Here is a 19,933-nt window from a genome sequence, read left to right as displayed (position 1 = left end):
CCATGCACAAGCAAATTAACCTCCTTGAAATCGTTGTGGGATTCCTGCAAATAAACCCGCTGATTATTTCCTTTTCCCGGTATCACCTACAAGTTGTGCTACTACAGATAGACAACACTGTACCGAACGATCAGGGGCTTCCCGAAGAAACCAGATGGCAGATACTCCATATGCATTGGTATCTTAACCGATCGTCATGGCAGTCGGTGATTGCCGACTTCTACGTGATGGGCCGCTACTTTAGCTGGCGAAAAAACAAAGCAAACGGTGACGATTTGCCCTTTTGAAACGAGTATATTTGATACTGAGTCAACCTTTGTAAACCAGATAACCAACCAACACAATGCCGATTATAACCAACATCAATCCCGAGCATCGAACCATCTGTCAGATCGCCAGCTTCGGGTCGAACGACATTCTCATCGGACGATCCGGATCAAAGTCGCAGGGGTTCTATGACAGCATCAACCTCATGCAGGCCACTGAGGAAGAGATGAAGCAGGTCAACGAAGCCGGACTGCTGGATGTAACAACTCCGCAGCTTAATGACATGATGGATCAACGAGATATGATTCACATTCGCTTTGAGACGAAAGAGTCGTTGGCTAAAGTGATTCGACAACTCACCGAGATACACGACGATATGCCCGATGGGTATGTATCCAAATACAGAACGTTCACCATGACGCTTGAGCAGCCATCTGGCTCATCGGATAAAGAGTAGCAATCAATCGAACCAGTTACCATTTAACCAATCAACACAATGCCAGCGAATCAGTTAGAACTCCCCATCAAGGGCGAAGCCCAGGTCCGCCCCGTTAATTTCCAGCAGCCGCGTATGGTTAATCCGCGCATCTCCTGCCGGCTCACCGGCTCCATCTGCGACCGCGACATCGAAGCGTCCATCTCCGCGCTGTTTGACAAGTACGGCTACAACCTCGCCAACGTTTTAAACACCCTGCTCTAATGGCCCTGAAAACGTATAGTCTTCGCCCGTACATCATCTCGTCCGGTGACAATGCCAACACCTTCGATGTAGATGCAACGCGAAAGAAAGTGCTTGGCGAATTGATAGAGATTGAGTCCAATGACTTTCTCAACAACCCCGTGGCGGACGACGTTGACGAGGAGAATCACTGGTATATGGATACTTTATCAGAACGGGTGTTGACCGCCATAGATACGTGGAAGCCAACCTCAACCGCCGAACAGGTACTGGCTGCCTTTTATCTTGGCGCAACGCTCGAAAGAGTTACTTCCATACTCAAAGCCTTTATCGCTGAACAGCAGTCAACTTAAATCAACGCACACACCATGACCGGGTTTGTTTATCTCTTCTGCTCCTCATCGGCGGGGCTGTTCGTACTCTTCTTCCTGCTGGGTGTCGCCTACGCCCTGATGGCCGCCCTGTTCTGGATGGCTTACGACGACTGTAAGTTGCCTCGTCAGACTGCGTCGGCCCTGTTCTGGCCCGCGCTGGTACTCTCCGACTTCGTCACCCTGATCATCAGGCCACGTAACCATGAGCGAGGATAGAGAAACCTACACACCCCAGCAGTATCAGGATTACCTGCGCCAGCAAACCACTGGCGCAGGTAAGAAAACCAAGTACGGCAATACGCACATCAAACGCGAGGGGCACACCTACGACAGTATATCCGAGCACCGCTACAAGGGTAAACTGGACATGCAGGTTCTGGCCGGTGAGATCGCCAGCTATGATACGCACGTCGTTATGCCCTTGATCGCCGAAGGTGGGGGGCTCGTAGGCTACTACGAGCTAGACTACCTGGTGTACTTTCACGATGGACATCAGGAATGGCACGATGTCAAGACGCCAGTGGGTGCCAAGAACCTTCTGTTCCAGTGGAAAGCCCGTCACGCCAAAGCGCAGTACGGTGTCACTATCGTCCTGATCGACAGCAAAACCATGCAACCCATGCAGCCCACTAAAAAGACACGCAAAAAGAAATGACCAGCAAGCAACGCGCCGTCCATGCCTACCGGCAGATGACCGGCTTCAAATCCCCCGAGACGTTCGGCGGTCAGCCCAGAGACTACATCATCCGCTGTATTCAACACGCCATCGACAGCCACGTAGCCGACCGGCAGGTTAACGCTTCGACCTACATTCATCCGTCAACCGGCCGACCCGCTTAACGATACCCCCGCCAGATTAGCAGCAGCAGCCCCGTTGCCAATGCCGTGCCTGTCACCCACACATGCCAGGTGTAGAGGAAATTGTATGCCGTGGTCGGGCTCAGGTTGTAGGCGATAGCATGGGTGATCGGGAAGAGGATCAGCAGCGTGGCCGCCGACAGGATGATGCGGTAGGGCAGGGACAGATTCATGGCCGGAAGGGTTTCGGCCGCAAAGAAAGTAACCAGTTTAATCAATCGCCAACATGCCATACCAGCGAGGACCACCCCATCCGCACGTATCAACTTTTGTCAAGTGTCTATTTCAAATCAAACCAAACAATCAAACAACCAAATCGTGAAACAACTCATTCTTATTCTCGCTCTCCTGTTTGCTTTCTCCTGCGAAAAAGCCAACGAACCCAAGTCTAAGCCCGATTACAAGCGACCTAAAACTAAGTCGGAACTGTTGCAGGCCGTCGCCGATGGTCGCGCCGTGAAGGTTGACCTTAGTGCCAAGACAACTACCAACAAGTCGGCCCGTCCCGCCCAGGAACTCCCTGCCGAAATCGTTGGCAGCTGGCGGTTTGTTGATTGGTATGCTACCGAGGAATATATCTACACCCCCGGATACGCCAAAAACAAGGCCCAGTATAAGTCGATGTTTCCGTTAAGCTGCATGTTCGACTTTGTCTATTTGAGCATCCAGCCGCCCGTAGACGGCCGGTACTACATTTCGCACATGACGTTGTGCTCTGAGCCGGGGAGCTATATTGACCCGGTGTGTGGCGACTCCGGACTTCGGCGCATGGTACTGCCCAGTCAGCAAAGCCCCATCAGCCATATCTATAACACCATCCCCGGCTCTCCGAACCTCACCTACCGGACCAACAACAACCATGATCCGGCCTGTGGGTTGTACGGTATTACGGTCTATATTTTTTATGGCCCCAACAATCAGCCGACAATGTACTGGGTACACGAAAACGGGCCAACGAACAGCATCATGGTTGCCTACTTTGAACCAGGCACACCGCCGGGCGGTTGGTATTAATCGTCAACTGTAATCAACCTGCGACGGGCCGGTCATCTTTTTTGCCGGCCCGTCGTTTTAACCACCCATCCCATGCACCTTGAATTTAACGGACTCGAAGGCTTCATGCTCTTCATCGTTCTATGCACCATAGCCGGGGTTGTCTGTCTGGCTATACTCTACGCGGGCCTGTCGGCCATAGCCCGGCTTCTGCTGTGGTCACTTGACGGGCCAGTCACCCGTATCATCTCATACGCCGGCCTGTATCACACACTGGTTCGCTATGCCAGACTGCGCATCAGACACCGGCACCGGGCTAGAAACAAGAACCACTACAAAGACTATGGCAATCGGTAAAGCCCTGCGACAGAAGGTGTATCAAAAGTGTGGCGGACGGTGTGGGTACTGCGGAGAGTCCATTAAGGAAAACGGGTTTCAGGTGGATCACATTATCTCCCAGCGAAACTTCCTGACCCATATCGTCAACAAGTGGCAGGTGCCAGACTACTTACTACACCTGACTACGGACGATGTTAACCACATTGACAACCTGATGCCCGCCTGTAGGGTCTGCAACAACTGGAAGAGTACCAACCCTATTGAGTTCTTTCGATCTGAAATCCAAGATCAGATCAAGCGGGTTAACAGCTATAGCTCAAACTACAGGATGGCAAAGCGGTACGGCCTTGTCGAAGAAACACCAAAGCCTATCGTCTTTTATTTTGAAACAATCACAGTAAACCAACCAACCAATGACTAAACTAACCAACTGGCGCGAAGTGCGCGACCTGCTGAATACCATCACCGACGACAACATACTTGACAGCCCCATCCACTGGGAGAAGGGAGAGTCGGGCGGAAATACCGTTGTGTCAGTAACAAAGGCAGACTGGTATCTGGACGAAGAAGGCTATCAGGAAGCCGAAGGGTGGGATGAAGAGATTAGTGGGCCACTTCCGGAGAAGCCGGCCATCTATGCGGGCACCCCGTTCATTGACCTTGAGACTTCATCGTTCCCCGGCGTTCCTTCTAAAGACGAACAAACCAACGCCGACCGGGCGAGAAACGGATGATATGAGACGAACAGAACTAGTGCCGTACCGGGTAACCTATTGCGACTACTGCGGTAAGGAAATAACAGACGGTTCGCACACTATAGTAACCACGCTGGCGGGGGATGAATTGCATCTTCACGATGCATACGTAGAAGACGAAAACGAAAACCCGCTCCCTAATTGCGCGAAAAAGGCATTGGCTGAACGATATAAATTTCCTTCGCCTACCTACGAATTTAGCGGGCGTCCACTGGCACCACCTCCGGCTGCGGATTAGCCATCTCTTCCTGGGCCGTCAGGCGCATGGCGTCGCGCTTGACGGCTACCTGGTTGCCCACGTCGAACTTGTCGGCGTCGTGCTGCAGCTTGCCTTCCTGACGCATTGCCTCGAACTCCTGTTTGAGCTTTTCCACTTCCAGCTTCCACTGCCCGGTGATGTTGGCCACCTCTATCGGAGCCTGCGCCCTGGCCTTTGCCGCTTCGGCCATCGCCTGCTGGTTCTCCGCCTGCATCTGCTTGATCTGCCCTTCCATCCGCTCGTAAGCCGATAGCCCGTCTCTGACGATGCTGAGTACCTTGTAGGGGTTATCCGCGTAGTACATGGAGATGATCTCTCTCAGGCCGACCTGACCGCTCGACATGCCCTGCTGGGCGACGTTCATCAAAAACTCCTTATCCCTGGCGGCCTTCATCGAATCCGACAGGTAGATGCCGTAGTCGTAGCTGTTTATCTCCTCGGCCAGCCGCAAGGTCTTCACACCCCCCTCGCCCAGCAGGATGCGCTTGCGACCCTGCCCCGCCCAGACATACTTGCCTAGGTTGACCATCACCTCAAGGCCTTCCCGCACAAACTCGGAATGAGCCGCAAAGTGCCGCTGCGAAATCAGCGTACCCTGCAGCTTGGCCATCTGCGTCTGGCCCAGTGCCTCGCGGTTGGCGAAGAGTCCTTTCATGGCCGGCGTCACCCCAGTCATGTTGTCGTACATATCCCGCAGCGTGGCGGCCAGGTTGAGCAGGTGAACCACGTTGTCGTTCAGACTCAGATCAACGGTGGTCATGTGCTTGTAGCTTTCCTTCGTGGGAGCCCCTGACGTGCGCTGGCTGTTGATCACCAGCACCCCGATCTCGTTGGCTTCGATGAGCATCTGGTCCACGCTTGACCCTTCCGGCACCTCGCTGGCGTCGATCACCAGTGTCTTCATGCCCGACAGGGCGACGAGCTTGCGGAGCTTGGTCATAATGTTGGTGTGCAGCTCGTAGAGCGGAACACCTTTGGTGACCAGACTCTGGCCCGGCTGGAAGTGGGCGATGATGGGATACTTCACATTGGCCCGCTCCCCCTGCCGTCTGATCTGCCCCGGCGCGGGGCGTCGGTAGATCAGGTGCTCACCGCCCAGCCGCACCGACTCCCACAGTTCGACGATGGGAATGGTGTGGATCGCCCGCCCCTGCGCCTTCTGCACCTCGGCCTCTTCGTCGGTCAGCCGGGTATAGAGTACCCGCTCGGCCTCGTCAAGCTGCCGCTTTCTGAACTTTTTGACCTGCTCGTCGCTGAGCTCCAACCCGTCCAGGGTCAGGGCGAACTTGAGAAAGCGCACCAGCTTAACGTAGATACGGCTTTCGAGCAGGGCCGGCGTGTCGCCATTGCTCACGTAGGGCAGGGCGTTTCGCAGCGACCAGCTCGTCTGGGCTTTGGGCCCGGCTACCGCAGCCGGCTGATCCTTCATGCCGTTTTCCAGCCAGCTCTTAAACGCCTTGAGCGTGTCTACCTCTTCCATGTAGCCGCCGTACTGGGCCACGCACTGGGTCGCCGGCAGCATCCGGAAGATACCCCAGCCGTCGGCCTGGTCCGCCTTCTCAATCTCGGCCGGTCCCAGCCAGGCGACTTCGTTGCCCGTCAGCCGGTCCACCCGGAGCTTGCCGTTCTCAATGCGTATCTCCATCATCTCGGCGTTGACCACGCCGAGATCATCGAAGCAGTTGGCCAGGATGCGTTCGAGCCGCGTCTCCTCGCTGGCGGCCTTGAGCATGTCGTAGGTCACCGACGCGATCTCTTCCTTCTCCGTCAGGGGGGCCATGACTTCGTCTTCGTTATCGGGCACGAAGATCGACGGGTCGGTCAGGCCCGGCTGCAGGTCGGTGCCGGTCGCCTGGCTGGCCTGCTGGGCAGCGGCCCGCAGAAAGCCTTCGGCTCCCATCTGGGCTACTTTATCCAGTGCCCGCTCGGAGACTTCGGGGTTGAGGATGTCCACGCTGTAGCGCAGTGGCGACTCGGCCAGGATACCGGCCAGCACCCCCAGGTTGGTCGAATAGAAGTCGGCGGCCTGTAGCTGCGAGAGGCCCGCCTGTCCGAAGGGAGCCAGGATGTCGGCGTGGTCGGCCTCGTCGGGCGTACCGTTGACGCGCTTGTAGTTTTTGAGGGGGTTCCGCGCAAAGGGGCCGGTGCCGTTGGTGTCGTTGCGATACAGCCAGCGCGAGGAGAGCCAGTCGTGGAGCCGCTTGAAGAGGGCGTCCAGCTTTCGCTCGTACTCGGCCGAGCCGGGCTTTCCTTCGGGCACCACCAGCAGGGGGTAGTCACCGAAGTCATTGGCTTTGTCCGACGCGACGGTCTGGTAGGGGTTCTGGTAGGGGGTGATAACCGATGGGTTTGGCTGCATGGCGAAGGGGGGAGAAAAAAAGATGCCGGCGGCAGGCAGCGTCGCTGCTACCGTCCGGCATCGGCCAACCAACCCTGGGCGCAGGGATACCCACGCCCAGGGTACTCTTATGCGTTAATCGGTGTGGATGAAGCCAGACGCGACAGGTAGGCAGCCTGCGGCTCGGCTCCGGTAAGGATGCTGATCGCCTTGTCGAAGTCGCTGGGCGGGATGGCTCCCGTACCCGTACCTGATCCCGTGCCCGACTCGGTCGTCGCCAGATCGAACAGCAGCCAGATCGACGACGGCTGCAACGCTTTGGCTCCCTGCAGACCATCCCGTCCGCCGATGAAGCCCGCATTGGCCAGGTCAATGTGTTCGTAAGCCACCAGCGAGATGACCTTGTAGGTCTTACCCGTAGCAACCTGCGCCGTGGTGTACGAGCCGGCCGGCATGATGTCTTTCAGGGTCGGGCCGGTAGCGAACTCGGCGCGTTGCTCGGTGATGACCGTCTCGTCGGTGAAGCCGTCGCCTTTGGTGACCGTGAAGCCAAGCCCCGGCTTGAGCGAGGTGAGCCGCACCTTCGTTGAGCTGGCCCCTTCCGATGCGGTGACGATCCGTTTGGGGTCGCGGTTGATCTCGGCGATGATCTTGGCCGCTACGTTGGCAGCGGTGGTGTTGGTCGTGCCCAGATCGACGCTGTAGTCTTCCCGGTAGGGGTACTCCTGGCGGCCTTCGTGGCGGAAGAGCGAGAGCGAGATCAGCCCACCCGTTGCCATTGCCACGGCCTGGATGTCTACCACGCGGGCGACGGAGGTAGCCGAGGTGGTCACCACGACGCTATCCTCTTCGATGTCTTTGTACTTAAAGCGCAGCTTGTTGCCCAGCTCGTCGGTAGCCACGACCACACCCCGCGTCAGGGCGATGGAGCTGGCTGCTCCCGTGCCCAGGATGATGGCTCGGTCAGGTTTTACCGCCGGGTCAAGGGCTGGTATGAGCAGGTCTGTGCCGTCGTAGACGAGCGATCCGGGTATCTGCGGCCCGTGGGCGAACTCTGTGATATTGGCCATAGCGGTAAGAAAAACTGGTGTGGTTTATTTAAGTCTGGGTTTGCGCCTGACGCTGCCAGGCGGGTGTGTTGTCCTGTTGGTGCATGAGCCACTGCACGGCCCGCTGGATGATCTGCTGCTGCTGCAGTGGCCCCACGCCCGTCCACAGATCGTCCGGCTTATTTGCTCCGTCCGGCTGGGCGGGTTCGACCACGAACGAAACGCGCCAGGACGAAGGCGGTGACTCGCTCAGCAGGGTGACCTGCAGGGCCGGCTCACTGCCCGGCTGCACATTGGGCTGCCCCATCACGTAGAGCGGCTGGGCGTCGGTCGCCCGCCCGAAGGGGTTGCGCATCGTGCGGGCCAGCGCGTCGCGGCTGACGGGCCGTACCGCCACGAACGTACCCGCCGAACCCGTCTGGGGGTCTTTCCAGCGGCACTCTATCGACAGGAGCCGGACGAGCCCCTTGAACTTATCCGCGCTCATGTCGATCACCGTGCCCTCACCCGTCACAATCCGGGTGATGAGTCCCAATGATTCGCGGCTTTCGCCGTTGCTCTCCGCTGCCGACAGCTCCTGCCGGAGCCAGTCGCGCTGCGCCTGCTGCAAGGCCATGTCGATCTCTTCCTGGTTGTACCAGGGGCGTCCTTCCTGCGAGAGAAAGAACGTGATCCGATCATGGGCTTCCATCCAGGTCATGCTGCCAGGGCTTTTTCGAGTAGTTCAGCAACCAGTGCGTTCTCCGACAGCATCGCTACGGCCGTGCTTTCCGAGTTGCCCAGAAACATCTGTCCGAAGTAGTAGCCCTGCTTGCGCTCTCCCTCGGCGGTACGCTGGTAGGAGATGTGCGATTTATCTTTACCCCGCTTGAATAGGTCGTTGACGTTGACGCCCGTTGACCCACCGCCCAGCTTCGAGGCATCCCCGACACTCGTGGTAACCGTATCGACGGGTGGTGCCTGCCGGCGCAGGGGGGTGGTGCTGGCGAAGTGTCTGCCGTTGCGCAGCTTGAGGTCGGTGAACAGACTACCATCGCCCATGAGTTTGGCCCGCATGGCTTCTTCCGTCGTCGCCAGAAACTGGTCGTTGTAGGTGTACTGCCCGTCGCGGTGGATGATGAATCCGGCCTCAAGACCTTTGGCGACCTCGATCTGCACCTCCTGATCTTCGGCGTCCAGCAGATCGCGGACCCGCTTGGTGTCTTCTTTGATCTTACGCAGCACGAAGTATTTTACCTCGGTATCCAGCCGTCCTTCCATCCGGCCAAATCCCAACACACGGGCCAGGCTCTGCATCATCTCGGTGGACAATCCTTCGACCTTGCCGTATAGCTCAGCGACGAGCAGGTGATGGCTGATGCCATCTTCGGCCAGCAGCCGGCTGTCGATAATCTCAATCTGCACACCGGGGGGCAGCTTCGAGGGTATCATCGACTGCGCCTTCTGCAGTGTCTCTAAGTTGTGGGCGTGGTGCGGCAGGTCGATGTCGATCTTGATGACACCACCGTCGCCGATTTCAAGGTCTACTTCCTCAAATTCGCCCGTGGCTGTCCGGCGTCCGTCGGTGTAGTACCACCGCTGGTCAACGCCATCTTCGCCGGGAGCCATGAACGCCCCCAGGCTGCACGGGGCGAACCGTTTGATTTGGGGGTTTAAACTCTTTCGTCTGAGCTGAACTTCGTGCATTGTCGTACTGGATTTGGGTTGGTTAAATACGGGGCCGACACTGGCCGGCATCGGCCCCGCTATGCGTCGTCAACTTGCGTTGACTATAGTTGACTATCGGTACACCAGCAACCGGGCGAACTCGGTTGGGTTGGTAACGATCAGCATCTTCTGGCTGAGCAGATGGAACTGCTCGGCATCCCGCGAGGTGCCCACCAGGTTAGCATACTCCGACAGCCCATCCGCCGAGGCTTTCGACAGATTGTTGGACAGGTAGCCGGTCACGCCCTGGATGTGGCTGAACACCAGCGAACGGTTGATCTGCTGGCCGTTGACCGTCTTACCCTTCGAGAAGAAGCGGATGTTGGTCTTGCCGTTCGACATCATCCCAATCGGCATGAAGTACATATCGAACGACTCGGCGTTGAGAGCAACCCCGTTGTAGTTGATCATGCGCGATTTGGCGGTGATGTCGCCCATGCTGTTGTTACGCACGAACTTGATCTTGCCCATGCCGCCAATGATCCACTCCGAAAAGCGAAGGCCGACAACGACTTTGCCTTCTGAGTCTGGCGTGCGCCACACCTGAACGCCCGAGCTGGCCTGTAACTCGGCCATCACGTCCTGGAAGACGGCGTCCGCCCCGATGCCACCCATCACGACCATTTCCAGGAAGTCCTGGTTGTTCCAGTGGGCCGACATATAGGTGATGATATTCTTCACCTTGTTACGGATAGACGATAGCGAATCCTTCGGGTCGTAGCATTTGGTGTACGCGCCGTCGAGCTGAGCAATAAGCCCATCACCCATCATCACCTTCTTCGAGCCGTTGGTTTCGTTGATGTTGAAAATCTCGCCCGTCTCAAAGTTGATGTTGCTCTGACCGTAAATGTGATCCAGTTCACAGTGCCGCTGGTGGAAGTCGAGCAGCGAGGTTGTTGGGCTCCGCAGGAACTCGGGCAGCCAGCCCCGGTAGGTTTTCGTGCGTCCACCCGAGTTTGGTATCTCGCGGGTCGTCTCGAAGATCGTTACTTCCGAGAGGGCGTCGCCCGTCAGGTCGGCGTCGTGGCGGTGAGTAGACATCGCCTGCTTGTACTTGTCGCCCGTCCCGTAGTACATCGGGTGGCCCATGTGGGAGCCCTCCTCGTAGTTGGCCGTCTGGTAGTTGGCCGCCCGGTTGCGCTCGAAAAGCCACGACGGAGCTTCGTGTTCCGTGTTGTTGCCCACGATCCGACCCCGGTAGCGGACGATACCGTTGGCGCGGGGAGAGCCGTTGGTCTGCAGGTGTAACAGGGTCCGGCCGTCTTCGAGCCGCAGCTTGGCCCCGGCGCGGAGCCAGCCTTCGGTCAGGTCTACCTCAATGTCGTTGCCAACCTTCGGTGTACCCACGATGCCGTCGATGTAGATGGGCTTTTCGGGTAGGTTGTAGACCTCCCAGCTCACCTGGTTGCTACCCAGCACCTCTTCGCCCTGCGACTCGGGATAGATACCCTGGAAGAGCGTCGTCAGAGCCAGGTTGTTGGAAGCAAACCGGCTGACGATAAACTCCTGCAGCATCTGCGGCTGCCGGGCGAGGGCCAGTCCCAGGAAGGGCAGGTCCAGTGTGCCGGCCCCGAACTGTTGCTTGATAATCTTTGCCATATTCTGTTAGATAAAAAGTGGTGTGGATAGAAAGCCCTCACACGGTAGCCCCGAGGCCACATTGGTTTAGTTGTTCGAGAAAAAGTCTTCGTCGCTTTTGGCGATCTGGCTACCCTGCTGGGGTGCGCCGTAGCCTGAGCCTACGTTCAGTGTCGTGTTTTCCAGACTCCGGTACGCCGACGACTCCCCGCGCTTGAGCAGGGCGGCTTCGTAGCGTTTGGTGTACTGCTCCCGCAGCTTGGGGTGGTAGCGCAGGGCTACGTCCAGCAGGGCGTCGGCGTTTTCTTTTCCGTACAGCGTCTGGGCCAGCTCACCCGAGAAGATGAACCGCTTGATCTCGTCGCGCACCCGCTGCGGATACGCCTGCCCGTCCGGGCTTTTGGCTCCGTCGATGTGCTGCTCGATGGCGGCAATCTGCTGACGGGCCTGCTGCTCGGCCTGCTGCTGCTGCTGACGGGCCTGGGTCACGATCTGGTCGCGCTGCTGCGTCCGCTCCTGGCGGTAGTACCGCTCGGCTTCTTCGAGCCGTCCGCTGTCTTCGAGTTCGAGGAGTTTATTCTCCACGAAGTCCGGGCCGTTGACCACCGGGTCACGGAAGCGGGCCGCGATCTCGGCCCTGAGAAAGTCTTTGCCCGTCAGGGCGAGGTGGCTGTTGAGTTGTCCCAGTTCGTCGGGCATCACCTGCACCTGACTGGCGGTGTACTGATCAACCGCCCGCTCCCAGGCCTCCGGGTCGGCGGGTAATTCGTTCAGACCCAGCCGCTGGGCCAGCCGGCTCAGTACGGGGTTGGCGTCTACCGGGGCCGGTGGGGTAGTCGTTGGCGTGGCGGGCGCAGCCGGAGCTGCCGGAGCTGCGGGGTCTTCCCACTCGTCACCCCATCCGTCGGCCGGTGGTGTGGCAGGCTGGGCCGGATCGGCGGGCGGTGTTGCCGGAGCCGGTAGGGTAGTCGTTGGCGTGGCGGGTGCAGCCGGCGCGGCTGGCGGTGTTGCCGGAGCGGGTGCCGGACTGGCTGGGGCCGCCTGTCCACCGGGGGTTGCCGGGGCTTCTGCCGGCAGGTCGTTGGAGAAGAAGTCCTCGGGCGTCTGGGAAAGCGTGGATGCAGTTGCCGTCATGGCGAATCAGTTTTGGGATTGTTGGCTCCCAAAAGTAGTCGGCACCCGCCCCGCGAATGTTGACAGCCCCCCTGTCAAATGTGCGTTGACAAGGGTTGACTACGCCACCCGGCGCATCTGCTCACGCATCCGGCGTATGCCGTCGAGCCGGGAACCCGATTCGCCGTTCAGGCCGGTGTCCTGCAGACCCGTCATCCTGGCCAGCAGGGGCGAGTAGCCCGTGCCGATCTTGAGGCCGAAGCCTTTGGCGTCGGCTTCCGTGCGGATGGGGTGGTCCTTGATGATGTCTTCGGCGTGCAGGGCCAGGTGAGCGGCCGAAGCCACGTCGTCGTTGGTGGACCGGAAGTTTTTGAAGCTGTCCAGGATGCGCTCGAAGTAGCAGCGGCTGGCACCGCCCGCGTCGAACCAGTCCTGGGCCAGCATCTGCTGGTGGGGGATCGTCCGCTCGTCGTTGCGGATACCCATCTTGCCGTTTACCCAGATCACCTGATCCTGCAGGTTGTTGCGCTGCAGAAAGTCGGGCAGAAACTTGTCGTTGTTTTCGATGATGGCTTTGCCGTTGGTGAACCAGAGGGCTTTGTGGAGTTCGCGGGCGAAGACGTGCCGGTCGTGGCGGTCTTCGTAGTAGGCCACGAACAGATCGTTCTCAAACTGCTTATCCACCTTGCGCCGTTTGATGACGATACTCTGCAGCGAGTCGTCGTCGCTCACCTCTTCCCGCTCTTTGTCCAGGTACACGTCATCGACGCCGAGAATGTCCAGGCCGGGCAGGTCACGGCGGGGAAAGCCGTCGCGGTAAAAGTGCCACGACCCATTGGGGTCTTCGGTGAAGTCCACCCGGATGTGATTACCCAGTACGTCGTTGACCCAGTCCAGCCTACCCCGGATGATCCAGTGTTCGGTGGGCCACTGGCGCAGAAAGAACACCTGCTCCTGGATGATGTGGGCTGGGTAGCGGCTGCGCACGGGCGGGTTGAAGCACTCCTCGGGCGTGAGGGGGTTCTCCTGCATTTTGCCATAGTAGCCCATCACGTCGCCGACGTTGAGCAGCGCATCCCGCTCGGCCCGATACTCGGCTTCGGCCGCCTTGATGTCGGAGACGCCCGTAAAATAATCAAAGTAGGGGGGGGCTACCCAGCCCGCGCTGACAAACAGCCGACCCCAGCCCCGCACGTCGGCCTGTTTCCAGAGCGTCTTATAATCTTTCGATTCGTTACTGATGGCATCCGACGTGCCACCCGCCAGCAGGGAGCCGTGCTTGTCGAGGCCTTCGCGCAGCGCATCTTCGGTAGCGATCACGCAGGCCATCGCGTTGCGGTACTTGCCGATCTCATCCAGGAGTACCCGCTTGAGGTTTCTACCCCGCAGGCCGCCGGGGTTTTTATCCAGCTCCCGAAAGATAATGGTGTTACGCTCCACGTAGCCCGTCAACTGACCGTCGGCGTCGTAGACCGCTTCGCCATTCGACAGCTCGCCCTCTTTTTCCGTGTAGAGGGTGTCGTGCTTAAAATAGCTGGGCAGCGAGTTGTACGCCCCCTGAAAAATGCGCTGCCCTTCTTCCCGGCTTATCTTGCTGTCGTAGCCAATCGCTACGTGGCTGGCCGTATCGAAGCAGAAGTCGTGCAGAAACACCCCGCAGTGGGTGATGTAGGACCAGTGTTTGCGTCGCCCTTTGGTGACGATGCCGTCTCTGGCCATCGAATACGCCTGGGCTTCGAGGCTGTATATCCAGTTGAAGATGCGGTGGTCGGAGTCCGAATACAAGGGTGCCATCCGCTTCCGGCCCCGCTTCTTGTCCTTGATCTCAACCTTGACGAAGTTGAGGTAGAAGTAGTAGGCCGGGGTGAAGTACTTCGGCGTCTCGCCCTCGGCTTCGTAGGTCCATCCGTATTTGCAGCGGTAGAGCTGCGTCTGCCACCAGATCGCCCGCTCGGTGCCTACCTCACCTTCCTCGGGCGGGTCGGGAATGGGAGCCTGCAGGACGGGCCGATACTTGACCTGCACACTGTCAGGATGGGTCAGGTAGTCGCGCTCGACCGGGCGTATCCTGTCGTATTTGCTGGGCAGGCCAGCCTTTTGTTTTTCCCGTTCGAGACGACGCGACTTCATTATTTCCAGGGGTTGATGGGTTCGCCGGGGGCGGGTAGCTCGGTGGCAACGAACCGCTGGCCGGGCTGTATCCAGCCGATGGCTTCGAGGAACTTGCGCTCCACGGTAGCCATCCGGCTTTTCTGGCCTTCTTTGGTGAGCAGCTTGCTCAGCAGGGCCACCGTGTTCTGGCTGCCGCCCATGCCGTACTCCTCTTCCAGCACCGACCGGCTGGCGTACTGGTCGTAGCGCAGCAGCAGAAACCAGATGACGTACCGCGCTGCCTTCTCGTTGTCGTTACCCAGACTGCGGGTGTTGACGCCGTGATCTTTCCTGGGATGGCCCTTCTGCCAGGCGCGGCTGGCCGAGTAAAGCACCCATTCACTTTCCAGCTGGTACTCCGCCACGGCGATGTCGTGCAGCAGCTGCCGCCTTTTGTGGAACTGCAGCCGCAGCAGCACGGTACTGCCGGCCTCTTCGGCCAGGTAGGCCAGTAGCTGGGAGAGTTCACTTTCCCGGTGTTCGAGAAAGGCGATCCGCTCGGAGAGAAACGTCAGCGCATCGCGCTGATCGTCGTCGGCGAGAGCGGGTTTGGGTACTGGCTGGGGGAGCACGTCGGTCATGGTCGTGATGGTTGGCTCCCGAAAGATACAACAGTTGACAAAAGTTGACAAGTCCTACTGTTGCAGGGCAACCTGCCGCGCCGACACCGCCGGCCTGGTGATGCTGACCGTGCGCTGCAGCACCGTCTCCACCGGGATGCTGTGCAGAGCCGAGCAGCCCAGGTCGTCGCACGGTTTTCGCCAGCCCCGGTCACCGCGCCAGGCGCAGGGCGAACAGGACGCAGAGGGAATCACCCCCTGCACGTCGGTATGGGAAAAGACCTGCAGCGGACTCAGCTGCGCCATCACCGCGACGGTCGGTGTGCCCAGCAGCCCGGCCGCGTGGGCGAGGCCCGAGTCGTTGGCCACCACCGCAGCCGCGTGTTCGAGGCATCCCATCACCCAGGACGGGTGCATCCCGAACCACCAGCTGGCACCCGTATGCTGAAAGGGAGCCATCTTCTCTTCGTTGCTGTCGAGTACCACTACATGAAAGCCCGCTTCGCCCAGCCGGATCGCCAGCCGGACCCAGTGCATCAGCGGCCACGCCCTGGACGAATACGCCGAGAAGGGCGACAGCACCACGTAGGGCGACAGGCTCGGTTCCAGCACAAACGGCAGCTCGGTATGGTAGCGGGGGCGAGCCGGCCGCACCCCCTCAATAACGTACTGGCGGCCGAGGTTGGTGCAGTAGTGCTGCTTTCTGGACTGGGCGTAGTGGAGCTGCGCGTCGTAGCCCTCGTTCATGTCCGGACCCATTGGCTGGTTATCCAGATGAGGAGCCAGCACCAGGTTGGGATGGGAGAACGACGCCAGCCAGCTGGGGTGTCTGGTGTGAAAGACAACGGTGTTGCCCTCGCCCCCCTGATCGGCGAGTCCGCAGGCTGCGTACAGGCCCGACACCGAATCGCCGAGGCCACCGGCCGACACGTAACAGGGGAAGTTCATAGCAACTCGGGGGCGTGTTTGGTCAGAAAGTCGCGCACCGAGAACGACGGGCAGGACTTGTAGCCCGGCTTACCCGGCACCAGGAAGTCGCGGTGCCCCACGATCCGGGCAGCAGGGTACTTCTCTTTGTACTCCCGAAGCAGCCGGAGCTGCGTAGCGATCTGAGCCGGCGTCCGGTTATCAACCGCCACTCCGTTCTTGTTGACCCCGCCGATATAGGAGATGTGGATGGATCGGGCGTTGTGGTTCTTTACGCCGTTGGTCACCACCTCGTCTTCGGCCAACCGCACGGCTTCGCCGTCGGCCTTGATGAGTATATGGTAGCCAACCTGTTTCCAGCCGAGGCCGGTCTTCCACCAGTTCTTAATCGCGTCGATGGTCTGGCTCTGCGGACCAGCGGTGCAGTGGAGTACGATATGATCAATCTGTCTCATGGGTGTGGTTGTCTATGGGTGGAGTCTTTCAGCATTGCCTTGATGGAATCCAGGTCGCGCCGGGTGGTGTCCATCTTGTTCATTATCTCCTCTTGGTTGGAGAGGGATTCGGCCTGCCGCGCACTGTTCTGGCTGATCTCGTAGATCACGTACTCGATCAGCAGGCCAGCCCCCAGGATGACGGCCCCCACCAGCAGGGAGCCCACCACAAAGCGGACCCGCTCTTCCAGGGTCATCGGCTGGCGCATGTAAAGGGTTAGTCCGGTTACGCTGAGCCACAGTAGCGACACGACCATCGCGGCCTCCGCCCAGGGTAGCAGGGGCGGGGCGCGGAAGATACTCAGCGACACCCCCAGCAGCGACACCGACAGCAGGGCCGTGCCCGCCCGGACAGTCCAGGGAAAGCGCATCTCGCGGCCGGGCTCGTCGCCCATCATGCCGACCAGTACAGCGAGGCCGACGGCACCCAGCAGGGCACCGATGGCTGTAATTACGGAGAGGAGGTGTAAGGTGTCCATGTCAGTTCGGCGGTGTGTTGTTGGTTTTACCCGGAAAGAGTCGCTTGATCTCGCCGATCAGTTCGGTGAATACGACCTTGACGATCTCAGAAAATTTCATGTCGCGCAATTCGCCCAGCTTCTTCTCCACGATGGAGACGAGCAGGCTGCTGAACAGACTCAGCAGGAACGCAATGGGCATCCCCATCCAGAGCGGCAGCTTGAAGCCCCACAGGGCCGGGGCCGTCAGGGCCATGCCGATGCAGAAGCCCGAGAATAGCTCCTTCGCGCTGGCCACGAACGTCAGAGCCTCGCCCCGGAACAGCCGAACCAGCGCACCCACGAAGGCGCATAGCACAATCAGTACGTCCAGGTACAGGGGTATCCTGGTTATCAGCAGTTCCTCTCTCACAGGTTGAAGTGGTTTTGCACATGGCGTTGAGGGTTAGTCGGGTCTGGCCAGTTTACGTTCGACGCGACGCGCCTTGCGGTCGCAGCTGCAGAAGAGCCAGTGGTGGCAGTCTTTGAGCGACTGCTGGGCTTCGAGCAGGGCGGCTACCTGCCCCCGGTAGATCGACACGCCCCGCTCGTTGGCGTCCCTGGTGTCGCGCAGAAAGCGGTATTCCAGGGCCATGCGGGTCAGGCCCGCCTGCCGCGCCGAATCATACACCGAATACCCACTCCCCGTCAGCCGGGCAATGGCGGTCGCCAGGGCTGGCTCGGTGGGGTAGATCGGACTGGCGGACGAGTCGAGGCCCGTGTCGCGCAGGATTTTCCAGACCGTATCCACGCGGGCCGGGCCCGGTAGCCAGGCGACCTTGATCTTGATGTTGCGCTTCTCGGCTTTCCACGCGCTGTCGGTGCGGGCGTAGTCGGCTTTCGCCAGGGAGATCGTTCGCCCCTTGACGAGCGTGTCTTTGGCCAGCGATACAACCGAGCGGGCCAGGCTGTCGCTGCGGTCCTGCTGGGCGGTGAGCTTTTGCCCGTTGCGGTTGCACTGGTAGGTGGCCAGCATGACCCAGACCAGCAGGGCGAGGCCGATGACGATGGGGTTTTTAGCCACCCACAGGCCGATGCGTTTGAGAATGAGCATATGCGTTTAGCTTAACGTTACCGATTTGAGTGTGCCGCCCTTGTTGTAGTACAGCTTTACGCTACCATCGCTGGTGTTGTCAACCAGCCGCCATGACTTGTCGGGGATGTCGGTCGTGGACGGTGCGCCCGCTTTTTCCAGAACGGAAGGAATCATATTCCCGCCAGCCCGTACAAAGTCGGACCCGACTTCCAGGTTGGGCTTGGTGACTGACGAGTCGTAGATGAGCGTACCCGTGGGTGTTGACGAGCTAAGTGCCAGCGTCGTGACCGGCGTTGACTGAACGGTCTTGATGTAAAACACCCCAACCTCCATATAGCTGTCAACCACGGCGTACAGGGTAGTGGAGTTGTCGGCGTTCTGGTAGGCGACAACTTTACCGGGTGCCCCGTTGTCGCCCTGGCAGATTGCGTTTGCTATGAACGCATCCCGCTGCCCGACGTTTATCGTCAGTACCTTTTTGGCGTTGCTTGAGTAGCCCCCCAGCGCGACCTCTACAATACTGCCGTCGTAGCTGGCCCCCGATGAGCCGGGCAGCGTGAGGATGGGAGCGTACTGAACGCCTGACCCTGTCGTTACCGCCGACAGTTTCAGGTCACTCACCGTCATGGCTCCGATGTTTGTTCTGGCCTGGACTTTCTGCCCGCTTGACAGGGATTGACTAGCCCCATACGCCACCAGGTTGGTGCCGTCTCCGTTGGGCAATATGTCCGCCAACGCCTGTCGCTTCTGAATATTCCCGAAGACCTTGTGGTTGGTGACCGTATTGGTCAGGTTGTAGGCTCTGGTGTTGGTCAGGTTCAGGCTTGGGAACGAGTCAATGATATTGTCTGTGGACAAAAAGCCATTGACATTGTTGGCATAGATAGCATCCCCTTTGTTTTTGAGAATATTGTCCGTAACAAAGACATTCTCAAGCGTACCCCCGTCGCCATTGATGGCGATGTTGGTGTTGGTGGGGTTGGCTGAGTAGTCAACGATCTGGTTCTGCGAGATGAGTACATCGTAGAACTGGCTGCCGGCCCCCATCTGCAGGATGATGCCGTAGTTGGTGTACGACTCTATGCTGTTCTGCTGGATAAACAAGTCAACCGTCTGCGCCCCAGGGGCCAGCGTCATGTTAAAAGCAACGCCATTCTCTACTCCGTTGTGAGGCAGGAATTTGTTTTTATAGACCATCAAGCCACCGGATGAGCGGTAGAAAATCGAAGCCAGGCTGTTGCCGCAGAACTTATTCTTCTCAATGATGCTATCCCCGCCGTCCGGGTGTGGCTGATTCTCTACCCAGACCCCATACCGCCCCGCCAGAAACCTGTTGTTTTTGATGGTCTGGAAGGCCGCGTTGTGCAGGTGGATACTCTGCTGGCAGTTCAGGAAAAAGCAGTTGTCAATGACGGAATAGCTATTGCCACCTGTCACGTACATGCCGCCGGTATTCAGGCCATAGCTGGGCGGTGACACCATGAACACGTCGCGCAGGCAGGTCTGGTTCAGCGTGTCGATCACAAAGCAATACGCATCATCTTCCGCCAACGCAAACACGCTCCGGTTGCTGTCGCCGAAGATGGTCAGCGAATTATTGATCAGCACGTTGGCGATGTAGATGTCCGGTCCGCCCGGCACGTAGAGGCTTCGTCCGGTGGCAATGCAGTAGTTGACGGCCTTCTGTACCTGGCTGGTGGCATTTTGCCCCGACGGCACGGTAATGTAGTCGCGCAGGTTGACGGCCTGCTGCACCCTGGCCCGCCATAGCCCTGACCCCTTTCCCGTTGCGCCCAGGGTCAGCACACCATCCGGAGAGCCGCTTGCCCCCTGGTCATACGTGTAGGCCCGACCCGAGGCCAGCATGGCGCGATTGACCAACCCCTTATAGGCCGACAGGGCGGTTTCGTCGTCAAGTATGTGGTAACCCCTTAGTTGTTTCGTGTGAACTCCCATCGG

26 protein-coding genes are annotated in these 19,933 nt (G+C 59.0%); 11 read left to right on the top strand and 15 right to left on the bottom strand.

Features of this window, described 5'->3' with window-relative positions; translation table 11 throughout:
* The first annotated feature begins 2 nt into the window (after positions 1-2).
* The 7 genes from EQG79_RS13720 to EQG79_RS13690 are packed head-to-tail and all read left to right on the top strand — an operon-like array spanning position 3 to position 2,160.
* Positions 3-287, top strand: a complete 285-nt coding sequence (locus EQG79_RS13720; protein WP_129601899.1) for a hypothetical protein — start codon at positions 3-5, stop codon at positions 285-287.
* Positions 288-343: 56 nt separating this feature from the next.
* Positions 344-724, top strand: coding sequence for a hypothetical protein (locus tag EQG79_RS13715; RefSeq protein ID WP_129601897.1), 381 nt, complete (start codon positions 344-346; stop codon positions 722-724).
* 39 nt (positions 725-763) lie between these two features.
* The gene (locus EQG79_RS13710; RefSeq protein WP_129601894.1) at positions 764-967 is read left to right on the top strand and encodes a hypothetical protein; all 204 of its coding nucleotides are present in this window, start codon (positions 764-766) and stop codon (positions 965-967) included.
* Entirely contained in the window at positions 967-1,299 is a 333-nt protein-coding gene (locus EQG79_RS13705; RefSeq protein WP_129601892.1) for a hypothetical protein, read from the top strand. The genes EQG79_RS13710 and EQG79_RS13705 overlap by 1 nt, the downstream gene beginning before the upstream one ends.
* Positions 1,300-1,314: 15 nt before the next feature.
* Complete coding sequence (locus tag EQG79_RS13700) at positions 1,315-1,536, top strand: hypothetical protein (protein ID WP_129601890.1); 222 nt, start codon at positions 1,315-1,317, stop codon at positions 1,534-1,536.
* Entirely contained in the window at positions 1,523-1,975 is a 453-nt protein-coding gene (locus EQG79_RS13695) for a DUF1064 domain-containing protein (protein WP_129601888.1), read from the top strand. The genes EQG79_RS13700 and EQG79_RS13695 overlap by 14 nt, the downstream gene beginning before the upstream one ends.
* Positions 1,972-2,160: a hypothetical protein gene (locus EQG79_RS13690; protein ID WP_129601886.1), complete on the top strand. Its 189-nt coding sequence runs from the start codon at positions 1,972-1,974 to the stop codon at positions 2,158-2,160. The genes EQG79_RS13695 and EQG79_RS13690 overlap by 4 nt, the downstream gene beginning before the upstream one ends.
* Here the strand turns inward: EQG79_RS13690 and EQG79_RS13685 are convergent.
* A complete protein-coding gene (locus tag EQG79_RS13685; RefSeq protein ID WP_129601884.1) occupies positions 2,157-2,411 on the bottom strand; it encodes a hypothetical protein in 255 nt (84 codons plus the stop codon). The two genes, EQG79_RS13690 and EQG79_RS13685, sit on opposite strands and share 4 nt — an antisense overlap.
* A gap of 85 nt (positions 2,412-2,496) precedes the next feature.
* Here EQG79_RS13685 and EQG79_RS13680 point away from each other — a divergent pair, with 85 nt between their 5' ends.
* From EQG79_RS13680 to EQG79_RS13670, 4 genes are all read left to right on the top strand, one after another.
* Positions 2,497-3,192 carry a hypothetical protein gene (locus EQG79_RS13680; RefSeq protein ID WP_129601882.1) on the top strand — a complete coding sequence of 232 codons (696 nt, stop codon included), beginning with the start codon at positions 2,497-2,499 and terminating at the stop codon, positions 3,190-3,192.
* 72 nt (positions 3,193-3,264) lie between these two features.
* A complete protein-coding gene (locus tag EQG79_RS30985; RefSeq protein ID WP_165358887.1) occupies positions 3,265-3,528 on the top strand; it encodes a hypothetical protein in 264 nt (87 codons plus the stop codon).
* Positions 3,515-3,931 (top strand): HNH endonuclease, encoded by a 417-nt coding sequence (locus EQG79_RS13675; RefSeq protein WP_165358886.1) that lies wholly within the window; start codon positions 3,515-3,517, stop codon positions 3,929-3,931. The genes EQG79_RS30985 and EQG79_RS13675 overlap by 14 nt, the downstream gene beginning before the upstream one ends.
* Positions 3,924-4,244: a hypothetical protein gene (locus EQG79_RS13670; RefSeq protein ID WP_129601878.1), complete on the top strand. Its 321-nt coding sequence runs from the start codon at positions 3,924-3,926 to the stop codon at positions 4,242-4,244. Before EQG79_RS13675 ends, EQG79_RS13670 begins: the two co-directional genes overlap by 8 nt.
* A 218-nt stretch (positions 4,245-4,462) precedes the next feature.
* Here EQG79_RS13670 and EQG79_RS13665 read toward each other — a convergent pair whose 3' ends face one another.
* The 14 genes from EQG79_RS13665 to EQG79_RS13600 form a co-directional block, all read right to left on the bottom strand.
* On the bottom strand, positions 4,463-6,883 hold the full coding sequence (locus tag EQG79_RS13665) for a hypothetical protein (protein WP_129601876.1): 2,421 nt from the start codon (positions 6,881-6,883) through the stop codon (positions 4,463-4,465).
* 107 nt (positions 6,884-6,990) lie between these two features.
* The gene (locus EQG79_RS13660; RefSeq protein WP_129601874.1) at positions 6,991-7,932 is read right to left on the bottom strand and encodes a PDDEXK family nuclease; all 942 of its coding nucleotides are present in this window, start codon (positions 7,930-7,932) and stop codon (positions 6,991-6,993) included.
* Between the two features lie 28 nt (positions 7,933-7,960).
* Entirely contained in the window at positions 7,961-8,611 is a 651-nt protein-coding gene (locus EQG79_RS13655) for a hypothetical protein (protein WP_129601872.1), read from the bottom strand.
* A complete protein-coding gene (locus tag EQG79_RS13650) occupies positions 8,608-9,597 on the bottom strand; it encodes a hypothetical protein (RefSeq protein WP_129601870.1) in 990 nt (329 codons plus the stop codon). The genes EQG79_RS13655 and EQG79_RS13650 overlap by 4 nt, the downstream gene beginning before the upstream one ends.
* Positions 9,598-9,690: 93 nt before the next feature.
* Entirely contained in the window at positions 9,691-11,217 is a 1,527-nt protein-coding gene (locus EQG79_RS13645; RefSeq protein WP_129601869.1) for a hypothetical protein, read from the bottom strand.
* Between the two features lie 66 nt (positions 11,218-11,283).
* Positions 11,284-12,330, bottom strand: a complete 1,047-nt coding sequence (locus EQG79_RS13640; protein ID WP_129601867.1) for a hypothetical protein — start codon at positions 12,328-12,330, stop codon at positions 11,284-11,286.
* 99 nt (positions 12,331-12,429) lie between these two features.
* Entirely contained in the window at positions 12,430-14,439 is a 2,010-nt protein-coding gene (locus tag EQG79_RS13635) for a hypothetical protein (protein ID WP_129601864.1), read from the bottom strand.
* A complete protein-coding gene (locus tag EQG79_RS13630; protein ID WP_129601863.1) occupies positions 14,439-15,041 on the bottom strand; it encodes a hypothetical protein in 603 nt (200 codons plus the stop codon). Before EQG79_RS13630 ends, EQG79_RS13635 begins: the two co-directional genes overlap by 1 nt.
* Before the next feature lie 54 nt (positions 15,042-15,095).
* A complete protein-coding gene (locus EQG79_RS13625) occupies positions 15,096-15,968 on the bottom strand; it encodes a glycosyltransferase family 9 protein (RefSeq protein ID WP_129601861.1) in 873 nt (290 codons plus the stop codon).
* The gene (locus EQG79_RS13620) at positions 15,965-16,402 is read right to left on the bottom strand and encodes an N-acetylmuramoyl-L-alanine amidase (RefSeq protein WP_129601859.1); all 438 of its coding nucleotides are present in this window, start codon (positions 16,400-16,402) and stop codon (positions 15,965-15,967) included. Before EQG79_RS13620 ends, EQG79_RS13625 begins: the two co-directional genes overlap by 4 nt.
* A complete protein-coding gene (locus tag EQG79_RS13615; protein WP_129601857.1) occupies positions 16,399-16,920 on the bottom strand; it encodes a hypothetical protein in 522 nt (173 codons plus the stop codon). The genes EQG79_RS13620 and EQG79_RS13615 overlap by 4 nt, the downstream gene beginning before the upstream one ends.
* 1 nt (position 16,921) lies before the next feature.
* Complete coding sequence (locus tag EQG79_RS13610; RefSeq protein WP_129601855.1) at positions 16,922-17,311, bottom strand: hypothetical protein; 390 nt, start codon at positions 17,309-17,311, stop codon at positions 16,922-16,924.
* Between the two features lie 33 nt (positions 17,312-17,344).
* Complete coding sequence (locus EQG79_RS13605) at positions 17,345-17,992, bottom strand: hypothetical protein (protein ID WP_129601853.1); 648 nt, start codon at positions 17,990-17,992, stop codon at positions 17,345-17,347.
* Positions 17,993-17,998: 6 nt separating this feature from the next.
* On the bottom strand, positions 17,999-19,930 hold the full coding sequence (locus tag EQG79_RS13600) for a right-handed parallel beta-helix repeat-containing protein (RefSeq protein ID WP_129601851.1): 1,932 nt from the start codon (positions 19,928-19,930) through the stop codon (positions 17,999-18,001).
* Positions 19,931-19,933: the final 3 nt, after the last annotated feature.

Source organism: Spirosoma sordidisoli (assembly GCF_004138325.1).
Taxonomy (GTDB): Bacteria; Bacteroidota; Bacteroidia; order Cytophagales; family Spirosomataceae; genus Spirosoma; species Spirosoma sordidisoli.
Note: the sequence above shows the minus strand (reverse complement) of the source record. Positions and strands in the feature narration are given on the sequence as shown.